Origin of the sequence: Domibacillus sp. PGB-M46, assembly GCF_022668875.1 — a bacterium.
Lineage (GTDB): Bacteria > Bacillota > Bacilli > Bacillales > Domibacillaceae > Domibacillus.
The window spans coordinates 42,243-68,714 of record NZ_JAKGCR010000002.1 but is presented as its reverse complement, the minus strand read 5'-3'; the positions used below and the strand labels follow the sequence as shown (position 1 = coordinate 68,714).

At 46.2% G+C, this 26,472-nt stretch carries 26 protein-coding genes, 1 pseudogene and 1 other annotated feature; of the genes and pseudogenes, 26 read left to right on the top strand and 1 reads right to left on the bottom strand.

The genetic code is table 11. The annotated features are described in order from the left end of the window. Positions 1–75: 75 nt before the first annotated feature. From L2D08_RS02290 to L2D08_RS02195, 20 genes and pseudogenes are all read left to right on the top strand, one after another. Positions 76–333, top strand: a complete 258-nt coding sequence (locus L2D08_RS02290; protein WP_242232118.1) for a YlmC/YmxH family sporulation protein — start codon at positions 76–78, stop codon at positions 331–333. Continuing rightward, positions 330–1,214 (top strand): peptidoglycan editing factor PgeF, encoded by an 885-nt coding sequence (gene pgeF, locus L2D08_RS02285; RefSeq protein ID WP_242232117.1) that lies wholly within the window; start codon positions 330–332, stop codon positions 1,212–1,214. The genes L2D08_RS02290 and pgeF overlap by 4 nt, the downstream gene beginning before the upstream one ends. Next, complete coding sequence (locus L2D08_RS02280; RefSeq protein WP_242232116.1) at positions 1,204–1,875, top strand: YggS family pyridoxal phosphate-dependent enzyme; 672 nt, start codon at positions 1,204–1,206, stop codon at positions 1,873–1,875. The genes pgeF and L2D08_RS02280 overlap by 11 nt, the downstream gene beginning before the upstream one ends. Before the next feature lie 21 nt (positions 1,876–1,896). After that, positions 1,897–2,325, top strand: coding sequence for a cell division protein SepF (locus tag L2D08_RS02275; RefSeq protein ID WP_242232115.1), 429 nt, complete (start codon positions 1,897–1,899; stop codon positions 2,323–2,325). Positions 2,326–2,330: 5 nt separating this feature from the next. Further along, positions 2,331–2,591 carry a YggT family protein gene (locus L2D08_RS02270; protein ID WP_242232114.1) on the top strand — a complete coding sequence of 87 codons (261 nt, stop codon included), beginning with the start codon at positions 2,331–2,333 and terminating at the stop codon, positions 2,589–2,591. Between the two features lies 1 nt (position 2,592). Next, positions 2,593–3,369: a YlmH family RNA-binding protein gene (locus L2D08_RS02265; RefSeq protein WP_242232113.1), complete on the top strand. Its 777-nt coding sequence runs from the start codon at positions 2,593–2,595 to the stop codon at positions 3,367–3,369. A gap of 90 nt (positions 3,370–3,459) precedes the next feature. Then, positions 3,460–3,969: a DivIVA domain-containing protein gene (locus L2D08_RS02260; RefSeq protein ID WP_242232112.1), complete on the top strand. Its 510-nt coding sequence runs from the start codon at positions 3,460–3,462 to the stop codon at positions 3,967–3,969. Between the two features lie 51 nt (positions 3,970–4,020). Beyond that, positions 4,021–4,239 (top strand) — a binding site (T-box leader). A 50-nt stretch (positions 4,240–4,289) separates the two neighbouring features. Further along, positions 4,290–7,061 carry an isoleucine--tRNA ligase gene (gene ileS / locus L2D08_RS02255; protein ID WP_242232111.1) on the top strand — a complete coding sequence of 924 codons (2,772 nt, stop codon included), beginning with the start codon at positions 4,290–4,292 and terminating at the stop codon, positions 7,059–7,061. Positions 7,062–7,124: 63 nt separating this feature from the next. After that, positions 7,125–7,586: a signal peptidase II gene (gene lspA / locus L2D08_RS02250; RefSeq protein WP_242232110.1), complete on the top strand. Its 462-nt coding sequence runs from the start codon at positions 7,125–7,127 to the stop codon at positions 7,584–7,586. Position 7,587: 1 nt separating this feature from the next. Next, positions 7,588–8,499 carry an RluA family pseudouridine synthase gene (locus tag L2D08_RS02245; RefSeq protein ID WP_242232109.1) on the top strand — a complete coding sequence of 304 codons (912 nt, stop codon included), beginning with the start codon at positions 7,588–7,590 and terminating at the stop codon, positions 8,497–8,499. 161 nt (positions 8,500–8,660) lie between these two features. Then, entirely contained in the window at positions 8,661–9,197 is a 537-nt protein-coding gene (pyrR, locus tag L2D08_RS02240) for a bifunctional pyr operon transcriptional regulator/uracil phosphoribosyltransferase PyrR (RefSeq protein WP_242232108.1), read from the top strand. Between the two features lie 189 nt (positions 9,198–9,386). Beyond that, complete coding sequence (locus L2D08_RS02235; protein ID WP_242232454.1) at positions 9,387–10,295, top strand: aspartate carbamoyltransferase catalytic subunit; 909 nt, start codon at positions 9,387–9,389, stop codon at positions 10,293–10,295. Beyond that, the gene (locus tag L2D08_RS02230; RefSeq protein ID WP_242232107.1) at positions 10,279–11,565 is read left to right on the top strand and encodes a dihydroorotase; all 1,287 of its coding nucleotides are present in this window, start codon (positions 10,279–10,281) and stop codon (positions 11,563–11,565) included. Before L2D08_RS02235 ends, L2D08_RS02230 begins: the two co-directional genes overlap by 17 nt. Beyond that, positions 11,562–12,653 (top strand): carbamoyl phosphate synthase small subunit, encoded by a 1,092-nt coding sequence (locus L2D08_RS02225; protein ID WP_242232106.1) that lies wholly within the window; start codon positions 11,562–11,564, stop codon positions 12,651–12,653. Before L2D08_RS02230 ends, L2D08_RS02225 begins: the two co-directional genes overlap by 4 nt. Continuing rightward, positions 12,646–15,852: a carbamoyl-phosphate synthase large subunit gene (gene carB, locus L2D08_RS02220; protein WP_242232105.1), complete on the top strand. Its 3,207-nt coding sequence runs from the start codon at positions 12,646–12,648 to the stop codon at positions 15,850–15,852. Before L2D08_RS02225 ends, carB begins: the two co-directional genes overlap by 8 nt. Beyond that, positions 15,849–16,628, top strand: a complete 780-nt coding sequence (locus L2D08_RS02215) for a dihydroorotate dehydrogenase electron transfer subunit (protein WP_242232104.1) — start codon at positions 15,849–15,851, stop codon at positions 16,626–16,628. Before carB ends, L2D08_RS02215 begins: the two co-directional genes overlap by 4 nt. Next, complete coding sequence (locus tag L2D08_RS02210) at positions 16,625–17,536, top strand: dihydroorotate dehydrogenase (RefSeq protein WP_242232103.1); 912 nt, start codon at positions 16,625–16,627, stop codon at positions 17,534–17,536. The genes L2D08_RS02215 and L2D08_RS02210 overlap by 4 nt, the downstream gene beginning before the upstream one ends. Beyond that, positions 17,536–18,243 carry an orotidine-5'-phosphate decarboxylase gene (gene pyrF / locus L2D08_RS02205; protein WP_242232102.1) on the top strand — a complete coding sequence of 236 codons (708 nt, stop codon included), beginning with the start codon at positions 17,536–17,538 and terminating at the stop codon, positions 18,241–18,243. Before L2D08_RS02210 ends, pyrF begins: the two co-directional genes overlap by 1 nt. A gap of 1 nt (position 18,244) precedes the next feature. Next, positions 18,245–18,871, top strand: a complete 627-nt coding sequence (pyrE, locus tag L2D08_RS02200; RefSeq protein WP_242232101.1) for an orotate phosphoribosyltransferase — start codon at positions 18,245–18,247, stop codon at positions 18,869–18,871. A gap of 186 nt (positions 18,872–19,057) precedes the next feature. Then, positions 19,058–19,472: pseudogene (locus L2D08_RS02195) on the top strand (GNAT family N-acetyltransferase). Positions 19,473–19,505: 33 nt separating this feature from the next. Here L2D08_RS02195 and L2D08_RS02190 read toward each other — a convergent pair. Then, on the bottom strand, positions 19,506–21,209 hold the full coding sequence (locus tag L2D08_RS02190) for an Rqc2 family fibronectin-binding protein (RefSeq protein WP_242232100.1): 1,704 nt from the start codon (positions 21,207–21,209) through the stop codon (positions 19,506–19,508). Between the two features lie 144 nt (positions 21,210–21,353). Between L2D08_RS02190 and L2D08_RS02185 the strand changes: the two genes are divergently transcribed. From L2D08_RS02185 to priA, 6 genes are all read left to right on the top strand, one after another. Next, positions 21,354–21,602 carry a hypothetical protein gene (locus tag L2D08_RS02185; RefSeq protein WP_242232099.1) on the top strand — a complete coding sequence of 83 codons (249 nt, stop codon included), beginning with the start codon at positions 21,354–21,356 and terminating at the stop codon, positions 21,600–21,602. 56 nt (positions 21,603–21,658) lie between these two features. Beyond that, positions 21,659–21,919 (top strand): extracellular matrix/biofilm regulator RemA, encoded by a 261-nt coding sequence (remA, locus tag L2D08_RS02180; RefSeq protein ID WP_050181503.1) that lies wholly within the window; start codon positions 21,659–21,661, stop codon positions 21,917–21,919. A 5-nt stretch (positions 21,920–21,924) separates the two neighbouring features. Continuing rightward, the gene (gmk, locus tag L2D08_RS02175; protein ID WP_242232098.1) at positions 21,925–22,548 is read left to right on the top strand and encodes a guanylate kinase; all 624 of its coding nucleotides are present in this window, start codon (positions 21,925–21,927) and stop codon (positions 22,546–22,548) included. Continuing rightward, positions 22,548–22,775: a DNA-directed RNA polymerase subunit omega gene (rpoZ, locus tag L2D08_RS02170; protein WP_242232097.1), complete on the top strand. Its 228-nt coding sequence runs from the start codon at positions 22,548–22,550 to the stop codon at positions 22,773–22,775. Before gmk ends, rpoZ begins: the two co-directional genes overlap by 1 nt. A 95-nt stretch (positions 22,776–22,870) precedes the next feature. Next, positions 22,871–24,076 carry a bifunctional phosphopantothenoylcysteine decarboxylase/phosphopantothenate--cysteine ligase CoaBC gene (gene coaBC / locus L2D08_RS02165; protein WP_242232096.1) on the top strand — a complete coding sequence of 402 codons (1,206 nt, stop codon included), beginning with the start codon at positions 22,871–22,873 and terminating at the stop codon, positions 24,074–24,076. After that, on the top strand, positions 24,073–26,469 hold the full coding sequence (priA, locus tag L2D08_RS02160; RefSeq protein WP_242232095.1) for a primosomal protein N': 2,397 nt from the start codon (positions 24,073–24,075) through the stop codon (positions 26,467–26,469). Before coaBC ends, priA begins: the two co-directional genes overlap by 4 nt. Positions 26,470–26,472 lie beyond the last annotated feature (3 nt).

The window sequence follows — 26,472 nt, the reverse complement described above, 5'->3', positions numbered from 1 at the left end:
TCAGAAAAACAGAAGAGAAGATCTTCTGTTTTTTCTTTGGTTTGGCGCATACATTGATACAAAGGAGGGGCTGTTATGCGAATTTCAGAATTCCAGCTCAAGGATATCGTCAATGTCACAAACGGAAAAAAGCTTGGCCGGCTGGCTGATATTGAGTTAAATAATGCAACGGGTGCTATATCTGCTCTGATCATTGAACAAAGCGGAAAAAAATTTGGTTTATTCGGCAGGGAAGAAGAATTGGTAATTCCCTGGATGCATATTGTGAAAATCGGCGGTGACGTTATTTTAGTCCGCCATAGTGACACTGAACCGAAAGAGGAAGAACGGTGACGAAAAAGAGGGCATGTGGTACACTAAAAGAAAATGAGCGGGAGCATGCCATGACAGAACCTTTTAAAAAATCGAATGACGGTTTGTTTCATCTGGAAAAATGGGAGCTGGAAGAACCAGGTCTTGTGGCTGGATTTACGTCGAAAGCTGGCGGAACCGGCCGCTATAATGGCTTGAACATGGCTTTTCATGTGCAAGAGGAAGCTTCTTTTGTTCAGGAAAATCGAAAAAATACAGCCAAATTAATTGATTTTCCGACAGCTGGCTGGATTGGGTGTGAACAAACACATGAGGTACACATTGCCCATGTGTCAAAGAGGGATGCCGGCAGGGGCGCACTTGATTACGAAACGGCTCTGGCGGCCACTGATGGACTGTACAGCGAGGATGCCGGCGTGCTCCTTACTCTTTGTTATGCGGATTGTGTACCTCTTTTTTTTCTTGACCGGGCAGCGAAGCTCATTGGTACTGCCCACGCCGGCTGGAAGGGTGCAGTTGGCGGAATAGGGCCGAAGATGCTTGAGAAATGGAAGCAGCAGGGCAGCCGCCTGCAGGATATTGAAGCAGCCATTGGCCCTTCTATTTGTGGATCATGCTACAAGGTGGGAGCGGGTGTGGCAGAAGAAGTACAGAAATGGTATCGTCCGGGAGAAAAGCTGCCGCTCTCTCCCGTGCCGGATGAAGCAGATGCGTATTTTTTCTCCCTGCAGGATTTTAATAAAGACCTTTTAATCAAAGCAGGACTCCCGTCGGAAAATATTTATGTAACATCCTTATGTTCAAGCTGCTCTCCGGACTTTTTTTCTCATCGGCGTGACCGGGGAAGTACGGGCAGAATGATGGGTTATATCGGCTGGAAGGAAGGGAAACATGAAAGTTAGTGAAAATGTAAAAAGTATTAAACAGCGGATTGAAGAAGCGGCCCGCCGGTCAGGCCGGCAGGCGGAAGATGTGCAGATTATCGCCGTCACAAAATACGTGACAACGGCTCGCGCCCAGGAATCAGTGGAAGCGGGTATTACACATCTTGGTGAAAACCGGGCCGAAGGGCTAAATGAAAAGTATGAAAGTATTGGAGATCGTGCCGTATGGCATTTTATCGGGTCTCTGCAGACAAGAAAAGTAAAGTCAATTATTCACCAGGCTGATTTTATTCATTCACTTGACCGGGCATCGCTCGCTAAAGAAATAAACAGCCGTGCTGAAAAACCTGTCCAATGTTTTGTGCAGGTAAATGTATCAGGTGAAGAGTCAAAGCACGGGCTGGCACCGGATGAAGTCGTTCCGTTTATTCAATCGCTTCATGTATACGAAAAAATTCGTGTGTGCGGCTTGATGACAATGGCTCCGCTGACAGAAGACCGCGATGTTCTGCGGTCCTGCTTTCGGAAGCTTGCTTTATGCAAAGAAGAAGTGGCAGCATTAAATCTTCCCTATGCTCCGTGCCAGGAGCTATCGATGGGTATGAGCAATGATTTTGAAATAGCTGTAGAAGAAGGAGCTACAATGATTCGTATTGGCACGGCGCTTGTTGGAGAGTAAAAAGAAAGCGGAGGTGGAATGATGGGCGTGAAGTCGAAGTTTAAGTCATTTTTCCTGCTGGATGAAGAAGATTACGATATGGTGGAAGAAGAAGTGTATGAAGAAGAGCCGCCTCCAGCGGCAGCGCCTCGCAAAAAAAATGTTGTGAGTTTAAAAAGTGCGCAAAAGCCATCAAAAGTCGTTATGGCAGAACCGCGTGTGTATGCAGAAGCACAAGAGATTGCCGATCATCTAAAAGCAAAAAAAGCAGTTGTTGTAAACCTGCAGCGCATTCAAACAGATCAGGCGCGCAGAATTGTTGATTTTCTAAGCGGAACGGTCTACGCCATCGGCGGTGAAATTCAGCAAATTGGGGAAAAAATCTTTTTCTGTGCGCCGGAAAACGTGGAGATTTCAGGAAATATTACACAGTTTGGGCAGCAGGATCAAGAAAGAACGGGGTGGCAATAGAAGAGATGGATGTTGTACTTTATTATTTGATCCGGGCAATTGATTTATATTCCTGGGCACTCATTATTTATATTTTAATGTCTTGGTTTCCCGATGCACGTAATACATCAATCGGGCGCTTTTTAACAAGAATTTGTGAACCGTACCTAGACCCGTTCCGCCGTATTATTCCGCCGCTTGGCATGATTGATATCTCGCCAATCGTTGCTTTTATTACACTGAATCTAGCAACGCGCGGACTTCATCAGCTGATGATCTGGGTATAACATGAGTGATATTTATCAGCATTTCAGGCCGGAAGAGCGGGACTTCATTGATAAAACCGTAAAGTGGAAGCAGCAAGTGGCGGATATGTATGCGCCTAAACTAACCGGCTTTTTAGACCCCCGGCAGCGGCAGATTCTTCGGTCAGTTGTCGGATCAGGGGAGGAAGTGCTCGTTTCATTTTTCGGAGGCTACCCGAACGCAGAACGAAAAAGAGCGCTTATTCATCCTTCTTATTTCGAACCGAAGGAAACGGATTTTGATGTTAGTCTCTTTGATATTGAATACCCGCATAAATTTGCTTCTATTAGCCACCCCCATATTTTGGGGAGTATGATGGGGCTTGGCTTAAAGAGGGAGAAATTTGGCGATATTTTAAACGAGCAGGAATGCTTTCAGGTAATTGTGGCAAAAGAACTTGTCGATTACCTGCACAGCCATTTTGACCATGTTGGCAAAGTACCTGTTTCGTTGGAAGAAAAGCCATTTTCAGAAGCTCTTTACACAGCTGAAGAGTGGCGCGAGCAAGCGGTTACGGTTTCGTCACTGCGCCTTGATGTGATCATCAGCGCGCTGCCGTCGATGTCACGTCAAAAGGCTCAGCAGCTTATTAAAGGCGGTGCCGTGAAAGTAAACTGGCGGGCTGTAGACCAGCCTTCCTTTGAATGTGCAACCGGGGATATGCTGTCTATTCGTGGAACAGGACGTGTGAAAATTTTATCCCTTGATGGACAAACCAAAAAAGAAAAATGGCGAATGACCTTGGGCATTTTGAAATAAATTTGTGAAAATGCCGGGATTTTCCCACAAGCGTTCGAAAAACCTTTATAATGAAAATCAATGATCATGTAATGCTTTGGAGGTGGCTGTATGCCCTTAACGCCGTTGGACATACATAAAAAAGAATTTGGCCGTTCATTTCGTGGGTATGATGAAGATGAAGTGAACGACTTTCTAAATCAAATTATTAAAGATTACGAGTTGATTATTCGCGAGAAAAAAGAATTAGAAGCGCAGCTGGCCGGCCAGACGGAACGGCTTAGTTATTTTGCCAATATTGAAGAAACATTAAATAAATCCATCGTTATTGCGCAGGAAACGGCAGAGGATGTAAAACGAAATGCTTTAAAAGAGTCTAAACTCTTGATTCGTGAAGCAGAAAAAAACGCCGACCGCATTGTCGAGGAGTCATTATCAAAAGCCCGCCGCATCGCTGTTGAAATTGAAGAACTAAAAAAGCAGTCTAAAGTATTTCGTACGCGCTTTAAAATGCTGATGGAAGCTCAGTTAGACTTATTAAACAATGATGACTGGGATACACTTCTTGAATTTGAAGTAGATACGGAAGAAGTTGAGCGCTTCAGCGACGAAGAGAGATAAGCTTGACGAATGAATCGTTCATTTTTATAATGTAACCATCTGAATAAATTGTAAAACGCGATGAAAGGGACAGTAGAGCGCAGATAGTCGGCTATAAGCGAACCAGGGACGGTGAAAGCCTGGTGCCGATATGCAGCTCCAAAATCACCCTTGAGCATTTTTCGTGAACATTGGAGTAGCGGAAAACGATCAATCCACGTTACGGGTTTTGAGCGGGCAGCCATTGGCTGTCAATCAGGGTGGTACCGCGGAAACCTTTCCGTCCCTTTTGAGGGATGTGAAAGGTTTTTTTATTTTCATTTAAAAAAGGAGATTATAGAATGAATTATAAAGATACGTTATTAATGCCGAAAACAGACTTTCCGATGCGCGGCAATCTGCCAAAGCGCGAGCCGGCCATGCAGAGCACATGGAATGAAGAAAACATCTATCAACAGGTGTTGGATCGCACAAAGGACCGGCCGATGTTTGTCCTGCACGATGGCCCTCCATATGCAAATGGTGATATTCATATTGGGCACGCGCTGAATAAAATCTTAAAAGACTTCATTGTCCGCTTTAAATCGATGAGCGGTTTTTATGCACCGTATATTCCAGGCTGGGATACTCACGGTCTTCCAATTGAGCAGGCACTAACAAATTCCGGTGTAAATCGGAAAGAGCTGACGGTAGCCGAGTTCCGTCAGCTTTGTGAAGAGTATGCCTACAAGCAAGTCGACAGCCAGCGGGAGCAGTTTAAGCGTCTTGGCGTCCGCGGTGACTGGGAAAATCCTTATATTACATTAAAGCCTGAGTATGAAGCAGCCCAAATTAAAGTGTTTGGTGAAATGGCAAAAAAAGGGTTTATCTATAAAGGGTTAAAACCTGTTTATTGGTCTCCGTCTTCTGAGTCTGCTCTTGCAGAAGCAGAAATTGAGTACCAGGATAAAAGATCAGCTTCTATTTATGTTTCTTTCGAAGTGAAAAAAGGAAACGGTGTGCTTGAAGAAGGCACAAAAATTATCATTTGGACCACGACTCCATGGACGATTCCGGCAAACCTTGGTATCTCCGTTCATCCGGAACTGAATTATGCCGTTGTCAATGCAGCGGGCGAGAAGTTCGTTGTGGCTGAAGCACTCCTAGAAGAAGTAGCATCAAAAATCGGCTGGGAATCCTATACGACTGACAAGCTGGTAAAAGGGGAACAGCTTGACCGTATCATCGCCGCACATCCGCTTTACGGACGGGATTCTCTTGTAATGCTTGGTGAGCATGTAACAACGGATTCTGGTACAGGAGCGGTTCATACAGCACCAGGACACGGGGAAGATGACTTTATCGTTGGGAAGAAATATGGCCTTGATGTTCTTTGCCCGGTAAACGACCGCGGTGTGATGACAGAGGAAGCTCCAGGATTTGAAGGACTGTTTTATGACAATGCCAACAAGGCGATCACTGAAAAATTGACAGAAGCCGGCGCACTGTTGAAAATGGAGTTTATTACCCACTCGTATCCGCATGACTGGCGGACGAAAAAGCCGGTTATTTTCCGCGCGACAGCTCAATGGTTTGCGTCGATCGACAAGTTCCGCCCGGAATTACTCCAAGCTGTAAAAGAAACAAAATGGGTGCCGGCATGGGGCGAAACACGCTTGTTTAATATGATCCGTGACCGTGGTGACTGGTGTATTTCCCGCCAGCGGGCATGGGGGGTGCCAATCCCGGTATTTTATGCGGAAAACGGTGAAGCGATTATTACTGATGAAACGATTTCGCATGTTTCGGATTTATTCCGCCAGCACGGATCAAATATTTGGTTTAAGCGGACAGCAAAGGAGCTGCTTCCGGAAGGATTTACGCATCCTGGCAGCCCGAACGGAGAATTTACGAAAGAAAACGATATTATGGATGTTTGGTTCGATTCAGGCTCTTCACATGAAGCTGTTTTAGAGCAGCGCGAGGATGCCCAGCGCCCGGCTGATCTTTACCTGGAAGGTTCTGACCAGTATCGCGGCTGGTTTAACTCTTCTTTGATCACGGCAGTAGCAGTAACGGGAAATGCTCCATACAAAGGCGTGCTAAGCCACGGATTTGCACTTGACGGTGAAGGCCGCAAGATGAGTAAGTCACTTGGCAACACGGTTGTTCCAGCCAAAGTAATGGAGCAGCTTGGTGCTGATATTCTGCGTCTTTGGGTATCATCGGTTGATTTTCAAGCAGATGTGCGTGTATCAGATGCGATTTTAAAACAAGTGGCCGAAGTTTACCGCAAAATACGTAACACGTTCCGCTTCCTTTTAGGAAACCTGGATGGCTTTAAGCCGAGTGAGCATGCGGTAGCATATGAAAACCTGCGTGAAGTTGACCAGTTTATGCTGGTGAAATTAAACGAATTAATCAAAGCGGTACGCGGCCATTACGAAAACTATGAATTCGCGGCTATTTACCATGCGATCAACAATTTCTGTACAGTTGATTTAAGCTCCTTCTACCTTGACTTTACAAAAGATGTTTTATATATCGAAGCGGAGAATCATGCCGACCGCCGTGCTATTCAAACGGTTCTTTTTGAAACGTTAACAGCACTTGCAAAATTGGTATCGCCAATCCTTCCGCATACAGCGGACGAAGTATGGGTGGAAGTGCCGGAAGCTGAAGAGAAATACGTACAGCTGACAGATATGCCGGAGTACAAAGAACTTCCGGACGCCGAGGCTTTAACACAAAAATGGACAGCGTTTATGGCGGTTCGTGACGATGTGCTCAAAGCGCTTGAAGAAGCCCGCAACGAAAAAGTCATTGGGAAATCATTGACAGCCCATGTGAAGTTGTTTGCCGGAGCGGAAACAACAGCATTGCTTGCGTCTATCGAAGAAGACTTGAAGCAGCTGTTTATCGTTTCTGGATTTGAAATTGCTGGAACAGACGCTGAAGCACCTGAACATGCGGTTCAGCTTGAAACAGCCTCTGTTGTAGTAGAAAAAGCGTCTGGTGAAACATGCGAACGCTGCTGGACTGTAACGGACGAAGTAGGAAAGGATGCTGAGCATCCGACGCTTTGCCCACGCTGTGCGTCTGTTGTAAAAGAGCATTATTCAGAAGTGAACTAAAACAAACGAAAAAGAGGTTAGCTAAGAAAACCGCTAACCTCTTTTCAGCGTTGGAGGTAAAATATGTATTACTACGTATTGTCGCTGCTCATCATTCTGCTTGACCAATGGACAAAGTGGCTTATTGTGAAATCAATGGAAATAGGGGAAAGTGTGCCGGTTATGGACAATTTGTTCCATATTACTTCGCACCGAAACAGGGGAGCAGCATGGGGAATGCTTGAAGGTCAATTTTGGCTGTTTTATCTGATTACAGCTATTGTAGTGGTTGGCATCATTTACTTTATGCAAAAAGAAGCAAAGGGAAAACCTTTAATGAAAATCTCCCTAGCTGTTTTACTCGGGGGAGCATTAGGCAATTTTATTGACCGGCTGTTCCGCGGGGAAGTGGTTGATTTTGTGCAGACGTTTATTTTCGGCTACCGGTTTCCCATTTTTAATATTGCCGATGCGGCGTTAACGATCGGTGTTATTTTGCTGTTTGCTGCCATGCTAATAGAAGATCGAAAAGGAAAGAAGGCATAATATGAAATCATTACAGTTTACAGTAAGTGAAGAAGAAAACGGGAGCCGGATTGATAAACTCGCCGCAGCTCAAGAGGAGCAGTATTCCCGTTCGCAGGTGCAGGAGTGGCTTAAGGAAGGGCGCGTTCTAGTTAATGGTCAGCCGGTCAAAGCGAACTACAAAGCGGCAGCAGGAGACGAAGTGACCATTGACATTCCAGACCCTGAAGAACTGAATATTGAAGCAGAAGATCTGAAGCTGGACATTTACTACGAGGATGAAGACGTCATTGTGGTCAACAAGCCGCGCGGCATGGTTGTGCATCCGGCCCCCGGGCATACGACGGGAACGCTTGTGAATGGTTTAATGTACCATTGTAAAGACTTATCCGGTATAAACGGTGTGATGCGTCCGGGTATTGTCCACCGGATTGACAAAGATACATCTGGTCTTCTCATGGTCGCTAAAAATGATATGGCACATGAAAAATTAGTGAATCAGCTTGTCGAAAAGTCGGTGACACGTAAGTACCAGGCGATCGTGCACGGTATTATTTCTCATGATTATGGCACTATCGATGCCCCGATCGGCCGGGATACGAAAGACCGGCAAAAAATGGGCATTGTAGATCACGGTAAAGTAGCTGTGACGCATTTTCAGGTGCTTGAGCGTTTCCGGGACTTTACGCTGGTGGAATGTGAGCTCGAAACAGGGCGTACCCACCAAATCCGTGTTCATATGAAGTATATCGGTTTCCCGCTTGCCGGAGATCCAAAATACGGACCGCGAAAAACACTTGACATTGACGGCCAGGCACTTCATGCAGGCGTATTGGGCTTTGTTCACCCGCGTACGAATGAATATATGGAGTTTGAAGCACCGGCACCTAAAGAGTTTACAGATTTAGTTGATGACTTACGGAAAAAGATTTGACTTTTGTCGAATTTATCGATACAATGAACTCAGTTGAATAAGAACCTTTAAGAACAGTCCCGTGAGGCTGGGAAGGAATCGGATATGAAATGGTATGAGTATGCCATTTTCAAGGAACCATTATGCCTTCTCGCCCACAACCGGGTGAGGAGGCTTTTTTCATGGAAAAAGCGGTTGTACTTGATCAGCAGGCGATTCGCCGGGCATTAACAAGAATCGCACACGAAATTATCGAAAGAAATAAAGGCATTGAAGATTGTGTGCTTATTGGCATTAAAACACGGGGCATTTACCTGGCACAGCGGCTTGCCGAGCGCATTTTTCAAATTGAAGGACAGCGCATCCCTGTCGGAGAGCTTGATATTACGCTGTATCGGGACGATTTAACAGTAAAAACAAAAAACGATGATCCTGAAGTAAAAGGATCCGACATACCGGTTGATTTAAACGGCAAAACGGTGATTCTTGTAGATGATGTTTTGTATACGGGCCGCACTGTCCGGGCTGCAATGGATGCCATCATGGACATTGGACGCCCTTCCCACATTCAAATGGCGGCACTTATTGACAGAGGGCACCGTGAACTGCCAATCCGGGCCGACTATATCGGGAAAAACATTCCATCAGCGAAAACTGAGCGGATTGTGGTCACACTTGAAGAAGTGGATGAAGAAGATCGTATAAGTATTTATGAATAAAGAATGAATGTTTAGTAATAGCCCTGTGAGGCTGGATGAACATTGACAACCTTTTAAAAATGCACGAGAGGCATTTAAGGGTGAAATCGGTCTGCGCCTATGCGCAGAACAGCTTCGTTATGCTGTAAAACGAAAAAACACCCTGAAACCAGGGTGTTTTTTTTATGAAAACGGAGGTAAAAATCGATGCTGAGAAATTTAGTTTCAATTAGGGATTTGCATAAAGATGAAATTTTGTTAATATTAATGCAGGCGCAGAAATTTGCGGAAGGCGAAGTTTGGACACCGCATGAAAAACAATATGTCGCGAATTTGTTTTTTGAAGCAAGCACGCGGACAAAAACAAGTTTTGAAATGGCAGAGAGAAAACTCGGCTTGGATGTGATCCCGTTTGATGTTGGGAGTTCAAGTGTTTTAAAAGGAGAAACATTATACGACACAGTTCGCACACTCGAAGCCATTGGCGTTAACGCAGTGGTGGTCCGTCACGAAGCAGATGCTTACTACGACGAACTGGTTGGCCATATCGATATTCCGGTCATTAACGCAGGAGACGGATGCGGCCAGCACCCAACCCAATGCCTGCTTGACCTTCTAACCATTCAGCAGGAGTTTGGCACGTTCGAGGGCTTGAAAATCGGCATTGTCGGCGATATCCGGCACAGCCGGGTAGCCCGCTCCAACGCAGAGGCACTGAGACGACTTGGTGCAGATGTGAAATTTTCAGGTCCTCCTGAATGGTTTGAAGAGGATTTCCTCCAGTCAGGAGGGTTCGTTGAAATCGACGAATTAGTTGAGCAGGTGGACGCTTTAATGCTGCTGCGTATCCAGCACGAACGGCATCAGGTCGCTTCGTCGATGACAAAAGAAGAATATCATATCCGTTACGGTTTAACAGAGGAACGGGAGAGCCGGATGAAGCCGGGGAGCATTATTATGCACCCGGCTCCGGTAAACCGGGATGCAGAAATTGCCGACAGCTTAGTTGAATGCGAACGGTCGCGCATCTTTAAACAAATGGAAAACGGTGTATATGTCCGCATGGCGGTCTTAAAAGAAGTGCTTGAGGGGAGATTGGCAAATGAACTGGTTAATTAAAAATGGACAAGTCTTAACAGAAAACGGTGAATTAACCGGAGCAGATGTCCGCATTCAAGATGGGAAAATTACTGAAATCGGCGCTGGCCTCGCAGAAAACGGCGAAGAAACAATCGATGCGGGCGGCAAGCTCATTGCACCTGGCCTGATTGATCTGCACGTGCACCTGCGTGAGCCAGGCGGCGAGCACAAAGAAACAATTGAAACTGGAACGAAAGCGGCCGCTAAAGGCGGATTTACAACGATCGCGGCTATGCCAAATACCCGGCCGGTACCAGATACAGAAGCAAATCTTCAAAAAGTGAATACACTTATTGAGGAAAATGCACAAATTCGTGTGCTGCCGTATGCATCTATTACAATCCGCCAGGCAGGCAAAGAGCTTGTTGACTTTAAAGCACTCAAGGAAAACCAGGCATTTGCTTTTACAGATGACGGAGTCGGCATTCAAGAGGCAGGCATGATGCATGCTGCAATGAAGCAGGCAGCTGCTCTTGATATGGCAGTTGTAGCACATTGTGAAGACAACAGCTTAATTTATGGGGGCGCTGTTCATGACGGTGAATATGCTAAACGTGAAGGCGTGCCGGGCATTCCATCCATTTGCGAAGCCGTTCAAATTGCAAGAGACGTGTTGCTTGCAGAAAATACAGGCTGTCACTACCATGTCTGCCACGTCAGCACAAAAGAATCGGTCCGTACGATTCGCGATGCAAAAAGAGCGGGCATTCGGGTAACTGGCGAAGTATCACCGCACCATCTTGTACTCACGGATATGGATATCCCCGGACAGGATCCTAACTTTAAAATGAACCCGCCGCTTCGCGGGGCGGAAGATAGAAAGGCTCTTATTGAAGGGCTGCTTGACGGAACGCTTGATTTTATCGCAACAGACCATGCACCGCATACAGCAGAAGAAAAAGCAGCAGGCATTCTCAAAGCACCATTCGGCATTACAGGATTCGAAACAGCTTTTCCGCTTCTGTACACCGAGCTAGTGCAAAAAGGTGTGATTACATTGAAGCAGCTTGTAGACTGGATGACGGTGAAACCGGCTGAGGTCTTTAATCTGCCGTATGGCCGCCTCGAAGAAGGTGCCAGCGCTGATCTTACCATTATTGATCTTGCTGGCGAAAAAGAAGTAGATCCAAAGACGTTTTTATCAAAAGGTAAAAACACACCATTTGCAGGCCGCGTACTTTCAGGGTGGCCGGCGGCAACGTTTTTTGAAGGAAATCTTGTATGGCAGGAAGGAACGATCAACGAATGAAAAAACAGCTTATTTTAGAAGATGGCACAGTATTTGCTGGTGAAGGATTCGGCAGTGAAAAAGACGTAACGGGCGAAGTGGTTTTTACAACAGGTATGACAGGTTACCAGGAAACCTTGTCCGACCCATCTTACTGCGGACAAATTGTCACATTCACTTATCCACTTATTGGCAACTACGGTATTAACCGTGACGACTTTGAAACAATTCAGCCGGCTGTAAAAGCTCTCGTTGTGAAGGAAGCAGCAGATTTTCCTTCAAACTTCAGAACTGAATTTTCAATCGATGAATATTTAAAAATGAAAGATATTCCGGCTATTTCCGGTATTGATACACGCAAATTAACGCGAATTATCCGCCAGCACGGTGCCCTTAAAGGAGCAATTGTTTCTGCGGATGTAAATCCTGAGGATGTGATTCCACGCCTTCAGGCAACAGTACTGTCAAACGATCAGGTTGCACAGGTTTCTACAAAGTCCGCTTATCCAAGTCCGGGACGCGGTTTCCGGGTTGTCGTAATCGACTTTGGTATGAAGCATGGGATTTTACGTGAATTAAACAACCGTAACTGCGATGTAACGGTCGTGCCGCATGATACAACAGCAAAAGAAATTATGCAGTTTAAACCAGATGGTATCATGCTGACGAACGGACCGGGCAACCCGAAAGATGTGCCGCATGCCATCGAAACGATTCGTGAGCTTATCGGTCAGGTGCCGATTTTCGGTATCTGCCTTGGCCACCAGCTGTTTGCTCTTGCTTCCGGTGCCGATACATTCAAGCTGAAATTCGGCCACCGCGGTTCGAATCATCCGGTTAAGGATCTTGAAACAGGACGTACAGCGATCACTTCTCAAAACCACGGGTTTGCTGTAAGCGAAGAATCAATTGCGAATACGGATTTGAAGGTAACACATGTTGCACTTAATGATGGAACAGTTGAAGGGCTGGCTCATAAGAAGTACCCTGCTTTCACTGTGCAATATCACCCAGAAGCTTCACCAGGACCAGAAGATGACAATATTTTATTTGACCGCTTTGTTGACTTAATGAAAACAAACGCTGCAAAGGAGACACAACATGCCTAAACGTACAGACATCCAAAGTATACTTGTGATTGGCTCCGGCCCGATTGTAATTGGCCAGGCGGCAGAATTTGATTATGCAGGGACACAAGCATGTCTCGCTTTAAAAGAAGAAGGATACCGGGTTATTCTCGTAAACTCAAACCCGGCAACGATTATGACGGATACGGAAATTGCGGATGCAGTTTACATTGAACCGATCACGCTTGAATTTGTCCGCCGCATTATTCAAAAAGAACGTCCGGACGCGATTTTGCCAACGCTTGGCGGCCAGACAGGGTTGAATATGGCAGTCGAGCTTTCCAATGCCGGCGTGCTAGATGAGTACAACGTAAAAGTTCTTGGTACGAAGCTTTCAGCGATTGAGCAGGCGGAAGACCGCGACTTGTTCCGTTCATTAATGAATGAATTAAACGAGCCGGTGCCGGAAAGTGAAATTATCCACACTTTAGATGAAGCGTATGCCTTTGTTGAGCAAATTGGCTATCCAGTTATCGTACGCCCTGCTTATACACTTGGCGGTACAGGCGGCGGAATTTGCGAAAATGAAGAAGAACTGGTTGAAACTGTAACAAACGGCTTGAAACAAAGCCCGGTTACACAGTGTCTTTTAGAAAAAAGCATTGCCGGCTTCAAAGAAATCGAATATGAAGTGATGCGCGATTCAAATGACAATGCGATCGTTGTTTGTAACATGGAAAACATTGACCCGGTTGGAGTTCATACAGGAGATTCGATTGTTGTAGCGCCGAGCCAGACGTTGACAGACCGTGAATATCAAATGCTCCGCAACACGTCTTTAAAAATTATTCGCGCGCTTGGAATTGAAGGCGGCTGTAACGTTCAGCTTGCACTTGACCCATACAGCTTCCAATATTACATCATTGAAGTAAACCCGCGTGTAAGCCGTTCATCTGCGCTTGCATCAAAAGCAACGGGCTACCCGATTGCAAAATTGGCAGCAAAAATTGCTGTCGGCTTAACACTGGATGAAATGATGAACCCGGTTACGGGCAAAACGTACGCTTGCTTTGAGCCGGCTCTGGACTATGTTGTTTCTAAGATCCCGCGCTGGCCGTTTGATAAATTTGAGAACGCAAACCGTACATTAGGTACGCAAATGAAAGCAACAGGCGAGGTTATGGCAATTGGCCGTACATTTGAAGAGTCAATGCTGAAAGCAGTCCGCTCACTGGAAAGCGGCGTATACCATCTGTCGCTCGACGAGCTGGCTGATAAAGACGACGCGTTTCTTGAAAAACGGATTCGTAAAGCAGGAGACGAGCGCTTGTTCTATCTGGGTGAAGCACTTCGCCGCGGCATCACAATTCAAACAATTCATGAGTGGAGCCAAATTGACCTGTTCTTCCTGAAGAAGTTTGAAAACATCGTCAAATACGAAAAAGAAGTCGAAAGCAATCCATTTAACCATGAGGTTGTGAAACGGGCGAAACAGCTTGGATTTGCCGATAAAACCATTGCAAAAGCATGGGGCGTTTCCGAAAAAGAAGTGTACGACTGGCGTAAAGAAAACGGCATTGTCCCTGTTTTCAAAACCGTTGATACATGTGCGGCAGAATTTGAATCAGAAACACCATACTACTATGGCACATATGAAGAAGAAAACGAATCAATTGTAACAGACCGCAAGTCCGTTGTGGTACTTGGCTCTGGTCCAATCCGTATCGGACAGGGTGTTGAGTTTGACTACGCAACGGTACACTCTGTATGGGCGCTGAAAGAAGCAGGTTATGAAGCGATTATTATTAACAACAACCCTGAGACGGTTTCAACAGACTTTAGTATCTCCGACAAGCTTTACTTCGAGCCGTTAACAATCGAAGATGTCATGCACATTATCGATCTGGAAAAACCAGAAGGTGTTGTTGTACAGTTCGGCGGACAAACGGCAATTAACTTAGCCGGCCAGCTAGTAGAACACGGTGTCAAAATTCTCGGCACAAGCCTTGAAGATGTAGACCGTGCAGAAAACCGTGATAAGTTCGAGCAGGCTCTGCAGGAGCTTGATGTCCCGCAGCCGCTTGGCAGAACAGCTTTCTCAGTAGATGCAGCCGTTGAGATTGCCAACAGTATCGGTTATCCAGTTCTTGTTCGTCCGTCATACGTGCTCGGCGGCCGTGCAATGGAAATTGTTTATAAAGAAGCAGAATTGCTTCAATACATGCAAAATGCTGTAAAAGTCAACCCAGAGCATCCAGTTTTGATTGACCGTTACCTAACGGGTAAAGAAATTGAAGTAGATGCGATCTCTGACGGCACAGATGTAGTCATTCCAGGAATTATGGAGCACATCGAGCGTGCAGGTGTCCATTCTGGTGACTCGATTGCCGTATATCCGCCACAAAAGCTGACAGATGATCAAAAAGAAAAAATTATCGAGTATACAACAAAGCTTGCCAAAGGCTTAAACATTATCGGCCTGCTCAACATTCAATATGTTATTTCAAAAGGTGAGGTATTTGTAATCGAGGTAAACCCTCGTTCAAGCCGGACGGTGCCATTCTTGAGCAAAATTACGAATGTACCGATGGCGAACCTTGCAACAAAAGCGATCATGGGACAGTCATTAAAAGACATGGGCTACGAATCAGGCCTTGTTCCAGAAAAATCAGGTGTTTACGTAAAAGTTCCTGTGTTCTCATTCGCGAAACTTCGCCGTGTAGACACAACGCTTGGCCCTGAAATGAAATCAACGGGTGAAGTAATGGGGAAAGATGCAACGGTTGAAAAAGCACTTTACAAAGGGCTTGTGGCATCCGGTATGAAGATTCCAACTAAAGGAGCTGTTCTCCTGACAGTTGCTGATAAAGATAAAGAAGAAGCGCTGGCAATCGCGAAACGCTTCCACAATATTGGCTTCCAGCTGCTGGCTACACATGGCACAGCCAAGATGATCAGCGAAACAGGCGTACCAGTACAAACCGTGGCCAAAATCGGCGCGAAAGGTCCAGATATGCTGGATGTAATTCGCGGAGGCGAAGCGCAGTTTATTATCAATACTCTTACAAAAGGCAAGCAGCCGGCGCGTGACGGCTTCCGTATCCGTCGTGAATCAGTAGAAAACGGTATTCCATGCTTGACGTCACTTGATACAGCAACCGCGATTTTAGAAGTGCTTGAATCAATGATCTTTAATGCAGAAGCAATGCCAAAACCGGCATTGGAGGCGGTCCATTCATGATTCAAAAAGAGCTGATGACGGTTGTTTCCCAATCGGAAATCGCTGAAAATATTTTTGAAATGACATTAAAAGGGGCGCTGGTTGACCAAATCGACCAGCCGGGCAAATTTGTCCATTTAAAAGCGAGCGAAGAAATGATGCCCCTTCTTCGCCGCCCAATCAGCATTGCGCGCGTTGAACACGATAAGCAGGAATTTACGATGATTTACCGGGCGGAAGGTGCAGGAACCACTGCGCTTTCCCGCAAGCAATCCGGTGACCAGGTGGACGTTCTCGGTCCACTTGGCCACGGTTTCCCGGTTGAAGCAGCAGCTTCTGGAGAAACTGCTCTGTTAATCGGCGGCGGCATCGGTGTTCCACCGCTTTACGAACTATCACGCCGCTTAAATGAAAAAGGCGTAAAGACCATTCATGTTCTTGGCTTTCAAAACAAGGAAGCTGCATTTTATACAGAACAGTTTGCCGAGCTGGGTGAAACATATGTCGCAACAGTAGACGGCTCACTTGGTGAACAGGGATTTGTAACGGATATTGTAAACAAACATGGACTGCGGGGAGACGTATTTTACTCCTGCGGTCCAACAGTTATGTTAAAAGCGGTTGAAAAGCTTCATGCCGCGCCGCGCGGTTTTATTTCTCTTGAGGAGCGGATGGGCTGCGGAATTGGTGCCTGCTTTGCCTGCGTATGTCATCCGGCAGCGGATGAAACGGGAACGGCGTACTTGAAAATCTGCAGCGACGGTCCAGTATTTAAAGCCGGGGAGGTGGCGTTATGAGCCGATTAGCACTAGATCTTCCAGGTTTGTCACTTAAAAATCCGGTTATGCCGGCATCCGGCTGCTTCGGGTTTGGCCGCGAATTCAGCCAGCTGTTTGATTTAAGCACGCTTGGAGCCATCATGATCAAAGCAACAACAGAAGCACCGCGTTATGGAAATGCAACACCTCGTGTCGCAGAAACACCGGGCGGTATGCTGAATGCGATCGGGCTTCAAAACCCCGGGTTGGAAAAAGTAATCGCCAATGAACTCGAGTGGCTTAAACAGTTTGACGTGCCGATTATTGCCAATGTAGCCGGCTCGCAAACAGAGGATTACGTTCAAGTAGCCAAAGAGATTTCTAAAGTGGACAACGTTCATGCATTGGAACTCAATATTTCCTGCCCGAATGTTAAAACAGGCGGAATTGCTTTTGGAACCATACCAGAAACAGCAAAAGAGTTAACGAAACGAGTAAAAGAAGTGTCTGAGGTGCCTGTATATGTAAAGCTGTCGCCTAATGTCACCAATATTGTCGAGATGGCAAAGGCGGTAGAAGACGGCGGCGCAGACGGCATTACAATGATCAACACATTGATTGGCATGCGTATCGACTTGAAAACAGGACGGCCGATTTTATCGAACCGGACAGGCGGTTTGTCAGGTCCAGCCGTAAAACCGGTAGCGATCCGCATGGTGTATGAAGTAAGCCAGCAGACGAATCTGCCAATCATTGGCATGGGTGGTATTTCAAGCGTTGAAGATGTGATTGAGTTTTTCTTAGCGGGTGCAGATGCCGTGGCAGTTGGCACAGCAAACTTTGTAAATCCATTTGTCTGCCCGGAATTAATTGCCGAGCTGGATCAGTACTTGGAAGCCCATAATATAGATCATATTAGTGAATTAAAAGGACGGAGCTGGAAATAATGGAAAAAGAACCGATTATTGCACTCGATTTCCCGACTTGGCAGGAAACCGAGCAATTTCTTGTGCCCTTTCGCGGAGAGCAGCTTTACGTAAAAGTAGGGATGGAGCTTTACTTGCAAAATGGGCCGTTCATTATTGAACAGCTGAAACAAATGAATCACCGTATTTTTCTCGATTTAAAACTTCATGATATTCCTAACACAGTAGGACAAGCCATGAAAGGCCTGGCGGCGCTTGGGGTCGATATGATTAATGTCCATGCAGCCGGCGGAGTTGAAATGATGAAGCGTGCCCGCGAAGGCCTGGATGCAGGTGCTAAAGGCAGCCGGCCTGTGCTGCTTGCGGTTACGCAGCTGACTTCGACATCGGAAGAAGCGATGCAGCAGGATCAATTAATCAAGGTTCCGCTCGGGGAGTCCGTCCGCCATTATGCTCAAAAAGCGCAGGAAGCCGGCTGTGATGGAGTGGTTTGCTCTGTTTTAGAAGCAGCGGCTATTCGCGAAGCGTGCGGGGAAGCATTCTACAAAGTAACACCTGGCATTCGCCTAAAAGACGGGGAGGCAGATGATCAAAAGCGTATTGCGGATCCGGCTGAAGCGCGTAAAATCGGTTCAACGATGATTGTAGTAGGGCGCCCGATTACAAAAGCAGCCGACCCGGTTGCAGCCTATCAACATGTGAAAGCACTCTGGGGAGGACAAGCATAAAATGAAAAAGCAAATTGCAGAAGAATTACTCGAAATCCGTGCGGTTTTTTTACAGCCAAATGATCCGTTTACATGGTCATCCGGCATGAAATCACCCATTTACTGCGATAATCGCTTAACATTATCGTATCCGAAAACGCGCCAAAAGATCGCTGCTGGACTGGCAGAACTGATCCAAAAAGAATATCCGGAAGCAGAAATCATTGCCGGCACTGCAACAGCAGGCATTCCGCATGCTGCCTGGGTTTCAGATGTATTGAATTTGCCAATGTGCTATGTGCGCTCAAAAGCAAAAGAGCATGGCAAAGGCAACCAGATTGAAGGAAAAGCGGAGCCCGGCTCAAAAGTAGTCGTCATTGAAGATTTGATTTCAACAGGCGGCAGCGCGATCACAGCAGCAGAGGCGCTCCGTGCAGCAGGATGTGACGTTTTAGGCGTAGCAGCCATCTTTACATATGGACTGCCAAAAGGAGATGCACGCCTGGCGGAAGCAGAATTAAAAGCTGTTGCGCTAAGTGATTATGATGCACTGATTGAAGTTGCTGCTGAAAAGAACTACGTAAAAACAGAAGATATCGAAACGCTGAAAAAATGGAAACAGGCGCCCGATGCATGGGGCATCAACTAATTTCCAGGCGGCCGTGATTGATCACGGCCGCTTTTTTGTTTGGAAAAATATGATATAATCGTGTCAATTTTATCGGCGGAAGGAATCGATGTGGCAGAATACAAGATAAAATTAATAAATCCCTCTTCTCATTTAAAAGAAGAATACCGCTCGTTTTATGAAGAATGGGAAGCAAGCGGTGAAAAGATGATACCGTCGGTGATTGAACGGGATCCATCCCGTTTTGAAGAAATGCTTCAGTTTCTGCGGGACAATGAAAAGGGCATCCGTATTCCAGCCGGATGGGTGCCTGATTCACCTACTGGCTGATTGATTAAAGGAAGCGAGTCCTTGGCGTTATCAACATCCACCATGCTTTAACACCTTTTTTGCGAAACAGCAGCGGGCACGTCGGTTACGGTATCCGGCCTTCTGAACGAAAGGGCTATGGCGGCTTCCTTGCTTGGACTGTCACTTCAAAAAGCAAGAGACCTCGGTATCGAGCGGGTTTTGGTTGTTTGCGACAAAGACAATATCGGGTCTTTTAAAACCATTGTAAAAAATGGCGGTACGCCGACGGGACTTTATAGAGGAAGATGGAACCGTCGTCAAACGATTTTAGATCGACACATAAAAAGAAAGTGAGCGGGTGCGCTCACTTTCTCATTTTCATGACTTTCCCTTCATCCGGGGTAACATACACCGTATGCTGATTATCGTAAATCACAAATCCGGGTTTTGCACCGGACGGCTTTTTTACGTGGCGTACTTTTGTGTAGTCAACTGGAACAGAAGAAGAGTCTTTTGCTTTGCTGTAGTAGGCAGCAATCATGGCAGCTTCTAAAATCGTTTCCTCCGACGGATCGTCTGAACGAATCACAATATGCGATCCCGGAATGTCTTTTGTATGAAGCCAGATATCATCCCGGCGTGCTGCTTTATTCGTTAAATAATCATTTTGGCGGTTGTTTTTACCCGCGTAAATAAGCGTTCCGTCTGTGGCCATATATTCTTCAATGACCGGCTTGTCCACTTTCTTTTTCTTCTTGATATGCCGTGCTTTTAAGTAGCCTTCTTCAGCGAGCTCCTCGCGAATTTCTTCAATATCCCGTGGAGAAGCTGATTCAAGCTGCTGAAGGAGGGCTTCAAAATATTGAATTTCCTCATTTGTTTTTTCGATCTGCTCCTGCACCGCTACAATCGCATGTTTTGCTTTTTGATAACGTGAAAAGTACTTTTGTGCATTGTCAGCCGGACTTTTTTGCGGATCAAGCTGGATCGTCACTGTTGCTCCGTTTTCATCATAATAATTTACAACGTCAATTTCTGTCATGCCTTTTTTCACTGCATATAAATGGGCTGTTAACAGCTCGCCCATGCGCTGATACTCACCGGCATTTTCCGCTTCCTGAAGAGTGCGCTCCAGCTTACCGATTTTGGTGCGGTTTTTCTGCAGCTCATTTCCGATCAAACGCTCGAGGTCGTTTGCCTGCTGGCGTACACGGTCACGCTCCGCTTTACCGAAATAGTACCGGTCTAAGAGCGAAGAAGCCGTTTCAAAGAATGTACGCTCTCCCTTTAGGTGGGAAAGATCCATCATATAGAAAAATGATTTGTCGCCGTTTTCAATCATCACAGGGGAATACGCAGCTTTTTTTATAGGATCTATCACGTCAAGAAACGCAGCTGGCACTGTTTCACGGTTAGCAAGGCCGGCGCGGGCGACAATTTCATTGCTGATAAGCGGAGAAAAGCCTTCAAACGCTGACACGAGCTGTTTGGCAATTTTCCCTGCATTAAAATCTACAGCACGCTGAATGGTTTCCTTATCAGCAGCCAGCGGATTTTGCTTGTTTTGTGCAGGCGGTTCTACGTATGCTGCTCCGGGCAGAATGGTCCGGTAGCTGTTCATAGAAGAGGGAACATGCTTGATGCTGTCAATGATCGTTCCTTTTTCCTTGTCAACAAGAAGAATATTGCTGTGACGGCCCATAATTTCCACGTACAACTGCTTGTAGGAAATATCTCCGATTTCATTTTTTCCTTTAAATTCAAAACAAATGGTCCGGTCAAGGCCAAACTGGCGGATGTCTTCTAAAATAGCACCGTCTAAATGCTTGCGCAGCATTACACAGAAAAGCGGCGGCTCAGATGGATTTTCCTGAACGGTTTCCGTCAGCTGTACCCGTGCATAAGACGGATGGGCAGATAAAAGCAGGCGGTTATTTTTGCCTCTCGCCCGAATGATCATAATGGTTTCGTTTTTAAATGGCTGGTGAATTTTGTTGACTCGGCCGCCTGTCAAGGCTTCCTTTAATTCTTCTACCATTGCTTTTGTAAATAGTCCATCGAATGCCATGATTCATACTCCCTTTTTGAACGAACATATTTATTCATCTTACCATGGGATGGGGTCTTTCGTAAATTTGAGGACATTTCTTTTGTAACCGTTCAAACTGCTGTATACTCGTTTTGACAAACTTATACAGAAAAGGGGCATATTATGACAGAGCTGGTCGCAGTAGTTATGATTTTTTCAATCCCTCTTGCTGCCATTTTTACATCTTATAAAAGAAGCCAAATGAAATTGCAATACAAAATGATTAAAGAACAAGTGCAACTGGAAAAACTAAAGCAGGAAAACTTTTTATTGGAAACAGAAAAAATGAAAACTGAGCTCCGGCTTTCAACCCCCTTTGAAGAAAAAGAAGAGGTTCTTGCATTTATCGAGCAGGAAAAGCAACATTTATGATATAATAATTCGAGTGTGCAAAAACGGACGAAACGTGACAAAGGGGATCAAGATTGATGCAATTAATCAATATTGGATTTGGCAGTGTTGTCTCGGCAGAGCGGATTGTAGCGATTGTCAGCCCGGAGTCGGCACCGATGAAGCGGCTCGTTCAAGAGTCGCGTGAAAAAGGAAATCTCGTCGATGCCACATTTGGCCGCCGGACACGTGCGGTCATTTTAACAGACAGCCATCATGTTATTTTGTCTGCTGTTCAGCCGGAAACGGTGGCAAATCGTGCGGCGCTAAAAGATGAGGATGCTGAGGAAGGATTGTGAAGTAAGTGAAAGAAAAAGGTTTGCTGATCGTATTGTCCGGACCGTCCGGTGTGGGCAAAGGAACGGTGCGTAAAGCGATTTTTTCAAGAAAAGATGTAAAGTTCGAGTATTCCATTTCTATGACAACGCGCAAACCGCGCGAAGGAGAAGTGAACGGCGTTGATTACTTTTTTAAATCCCGCGAGGAATTTGAGCAGCTGATCAAGGAAGGGAAACTGCTTGAATACGCAGAATTTGTCGGCAACTATTATGGAACGCCGGTTGATTACGTTCGGGAAACGCTCGACGCAGGGAAGGATATTTTCCTTGAAATTGAAGTAGAGGGTGCAAGACAGGTACGTGAAAAGTTTCCGGAAGGACTGTTTATTTTCTTAGCGCCGCCGAGTCTTTCGGAGCTGCACAGCCGGATTGTCGGCCGCGGCACGGAGACGGATGAAGTGATCCGGGGCCGTATGGAGCAGGCACGCAAAGAAATTGATATGATGGACTTGTATGACTACGTCGTTGAAAATGATGAAGTAGAGCGGGCATGCTCGCGCATTCAGTCTATCGTTGAAGCAGAGCACTGCCGGCGTGAGCGTGTACAGCATCGCTACCAAATTATGCTTGAACTGGAAGGGGAACAATAATGCTATATCCATCTATTGATAACTTACTAACAAAAATCGATTCTAAATATTCATTGGTCAGCGTAGCTGCAAAGCGCGCCCGTTCAATGCAGGAAAACAAAGGAAAAGGCGCGCTTGGAGCGTATCGGTCGCACAAGTTTGTCGGAAAAGCGCTTGAAGAGATTTATGCGGATGAGCTTGTCATGAAAAAGAAAGACGAGAACAAAACGTATTCAGACGAAGTGTAAATAAGGAAAGCGGAAAAGGGCGGCGAATACCGGCCTTTTCTTTTTGTATGCTATCATATTGGCATAAAGAGTTGACTGGAACGGAGGAAAAGGGAATGAACGGAAAAAACATTTTGCTTTGCGTCAGCGGCGGCATAGCAGTTTACAAAGCGGCGGCACTAACGAGCAAGCTGAAACAGGCGGGTGCTCATGTGAAAGTAGTCATGACCGAATCCGCCCAGAAGTTCGTAGCGCCGGTCACTTTTCAGGCGCTGTCTGGTGAACCGGTATATACCGATACATTCGATGAAAAAGATCCCGCTAAAATTGCTCATATTGATATTGCAGACTGGGCAGACCTTATGATTGTGGCACCGGCAACCGCAAATATCATTGCCAAAATGGCTCACGGGCTGGCAGACGACATGGTATCAACTGTTCTCCTGGCCGGTACAGCGCCAAGGTGGATTGCACCCGCCATGAATGTAAATATGTATGCGCACCCTGCTGTACAAAAAAACATGGAAACACTGCGGTCGTTCGGCTGCCGGTTTATCGAACCCGGTGAAGGCTATCTTGCCTGCGGATATACAGGGAAAGGGAGGATGGAAGAGCCTGAGAAGATTGCAGAACTTGCCGCTCAATTTTTCGCTAAAGACGAACAAAAGATTCTTCAAGGAAAACGAGTTGTCGTAACAGCAGGGCCAACACGTGAAGCGATCGATCCAGTGCGCTTTTTCACCAATAAATCAACAGGCAAAATGGGATATGCAGTGGCAGAAGCAGCACGGGAACTTGGGGCAGATGTTACGTTAATTTCAGGACCTGTAGCGATCAAGCCTCCTGGTGGTGTAACCATCCGACAGGTAGAAAGTGCAGAAGAAATGTTTCAGGAAGTGATGTGCGTTTATCCTGATGCGGATATTGTTGTGAAAACGGCTGCTGTTGCAGACTACCGCCCTGCTTTTGTATTTGACAATAAAATGAAAAAGCAGGACGGTGCGCTTACAATTGAGCTTGAGCGGACGAAGGATATTTTAAAAACACTTGGCGAACAAAAAGAACACCAATTTTTAATTGGCTTTGCGGCTGAAACAAATGATGTAGAGACGTACGCAAAGAGGAAGCTTGAATCAAAAAACACAGATATGATTGTGGCAAACAATGTCAAGCAGGAGGGAGCCGGCTTCGGCGGTGATACGAATATTATCTCGATCTTCCACCGTGACGGCACACACCAGGACTTTGAGAAAATGACCAAAAAAGAAGCAGCATTCCGTATTCTGCAGGAAGCAGCCGGGCGGATGGGTGAGGAAAAATGAATATCGCTTCTGTCGTCGTGGACGTCGCGGTCCGCCAGACGGATCGCCCGTTTGACTACGAAATTCCTTCCAGATGGGAAGGGATGATTCAGCCGGGTATGCGGGTGATCGTCCCATTTGGCCCGCGCCATGTGCAGGGGTTTGTGCTGGATGTAAAAGAAGAGCCGGAAAGCCGTAAGCTAAAGCCGATTGTAGAACCAATGGATCTTGTTCCGGTATTAAATAAAGAATTGCTTTCACTCGCCGACTGGCTGACAGCCGAATCGTTATGCTTTAAAATTTCAGCGCTGCAGGCAATGCTTCCGGCTGCGATGAAAGCCAAGTATGCAAAGCATATCCGCATAACCGGTCACAGCGCGCTGAGCAGGGAAGCCCATTCCCTTTTTGGAGACCGTGAAGAAATTACATGGGAAGAAGCGTCCGAGGCAGGTGCGCTTGCCCAAATACGCAAGGAAGTAAAAAAAGGGTCGCTCGATGTAATTTATTCTGTGAAAAGCAAAGGGCGAAAAAAGACGATTCGTATGGTTCAATGTCCGCTATCTGAGGAAGAGCTGGCCCGAACCCTTCAATCTATGCCGAAAAATGCCATAAAACAATCGGAGGCTCTCCAGCTTTTTCAAGGAACAGAAGGAAAATGGATCTCGCTCAAGGAAACAGGTATTTCATCTGCTGTTGCAAAAGCACTCATCGAAAAAGGGCTGCTTTTAGAGAAGCAGGAAGAAACATACCGTGACCCTTTAGCCGGCCGGACATTTAAACCAGATCAGCCGCTTGACTTGACACCCACTCAAAGAGCGGCGATTGAGCCTGTTATTGAGAATATAAAAGAAAACAAAGCAGAAACCTTTCTGCTTCATGGTGTAACCGGAAGCGGGAAAACAGAAATTTATCTGCAATCCATCAGCGAAGTCATTCAAAAAGGACAGGAAGCGATTGTGCTCGTTCCAGAAATTTCATTGACGCCCCAAATGACGGACAGGTTTAAACAGCGGTTTGGCGATGACGTGGCGGTGCTTCACAGCGGACTGTCTACGGGTGAGAAATATGACGAATGGCGGAAAATCAGCCGCAAGGAAGTAAAAGTGGTTGTGGGCGCCCGCTCCGCTGTTTTTGCCCCGTTCGAAAACATCGGGCTAATCATTATTGATGAAGAGCATGAAACAAGCTATAAGCAGGAAGAAAATCCCCGTTACCATGCGCGTGATGTGGCTATTTGGCGGTCCGGTTACTATCAATGTCCGGTTATTTTAGGAAGTGCAACTCCTTCTTTGGAATCCTTTGCCCGGGCAAAAAAAGGGGTTTACAAGCTGTTGGCGCTGTCCGAACGTGTCAATGACCGCCCGCTGCCTTCCGTCGATATTGTCGATATGCGTGAAGAGCTGCGGGAAGGAAACCGGTCTATGTTCTCTAGAAACTTATTTGAAAAAATAAAAGACCGCCTTCAAAAAGGAGAACAAACTGTCCTGTTTTTAAATAAGCGTGGATATTCTTCTTTTATTATGTGCCGTGACTGCGGATTCGTGCCGGAATGTCCCAACTGTGATGTGTCAATGACGTATCACCGTCACCGCCATCAGCTGAAATGCCATTATTGCGGCCATGAGGAGCTGTCGCCGGACGTATGCCCGGAATGCGGCAGTGAACATATCCGCCATTTTGGCACAGGTACACAAAAAGTAGAAGAAGAGCTTTTAAAACTGCTGCCGGAAGCGCGGATTATTCGAATGGATGTAGATACAACCGGTACAAAAGGAGCCCATGAACGGCTGCTGAGACGCTTTGCTGACAAGGAAGCTGATATATTGCTCGGCACGCAGATGATTGCCAAAGGGCTTGATTTTCCGGATATTACGCTCGTCGGTGTTTTAAGCGCGGATACGATGCTGCATTTGCCGGATTTTCGTGCATCAGAAAAAACATTTCAGCTTTTAACGCAAGTAAGCGGACGGGCCGGCCGGCATACATTGCCGGGTGAAGTGGTGATTCAAACCTATACGCCGGAGCATTACAGCATTCAGCTTGCCGCTGATCAGCATTACGAGGCGTTTTACGAGCAGGAGATGCAAGTGAGAAAAGCGGGAGGCTATCCTCCATTTTATTTTCTTGCGCTTATTACAGTCAGCCATGAAGAAGCGATCACCGCATCAAGCGAGGCCGGCAAAATCGCCGCCAATATTAAGCCGGAGCTCTCTCCAGCGGCGGTTGTGCTTGGCCCTGTCGCTTCACCGATCTCACGGATCAACAATAGATATCGGTGGCAATGTTTGATAAAATACAAACGTGAACCAAAGCTTGGCACCGTGTTGAAGCAGGTGCTTGAGCATTATGCAAAACAAGGAAAATCAAATGGGCTTATTGTATCTATTGATATTCACCCATATGTACTGATGTAGAAA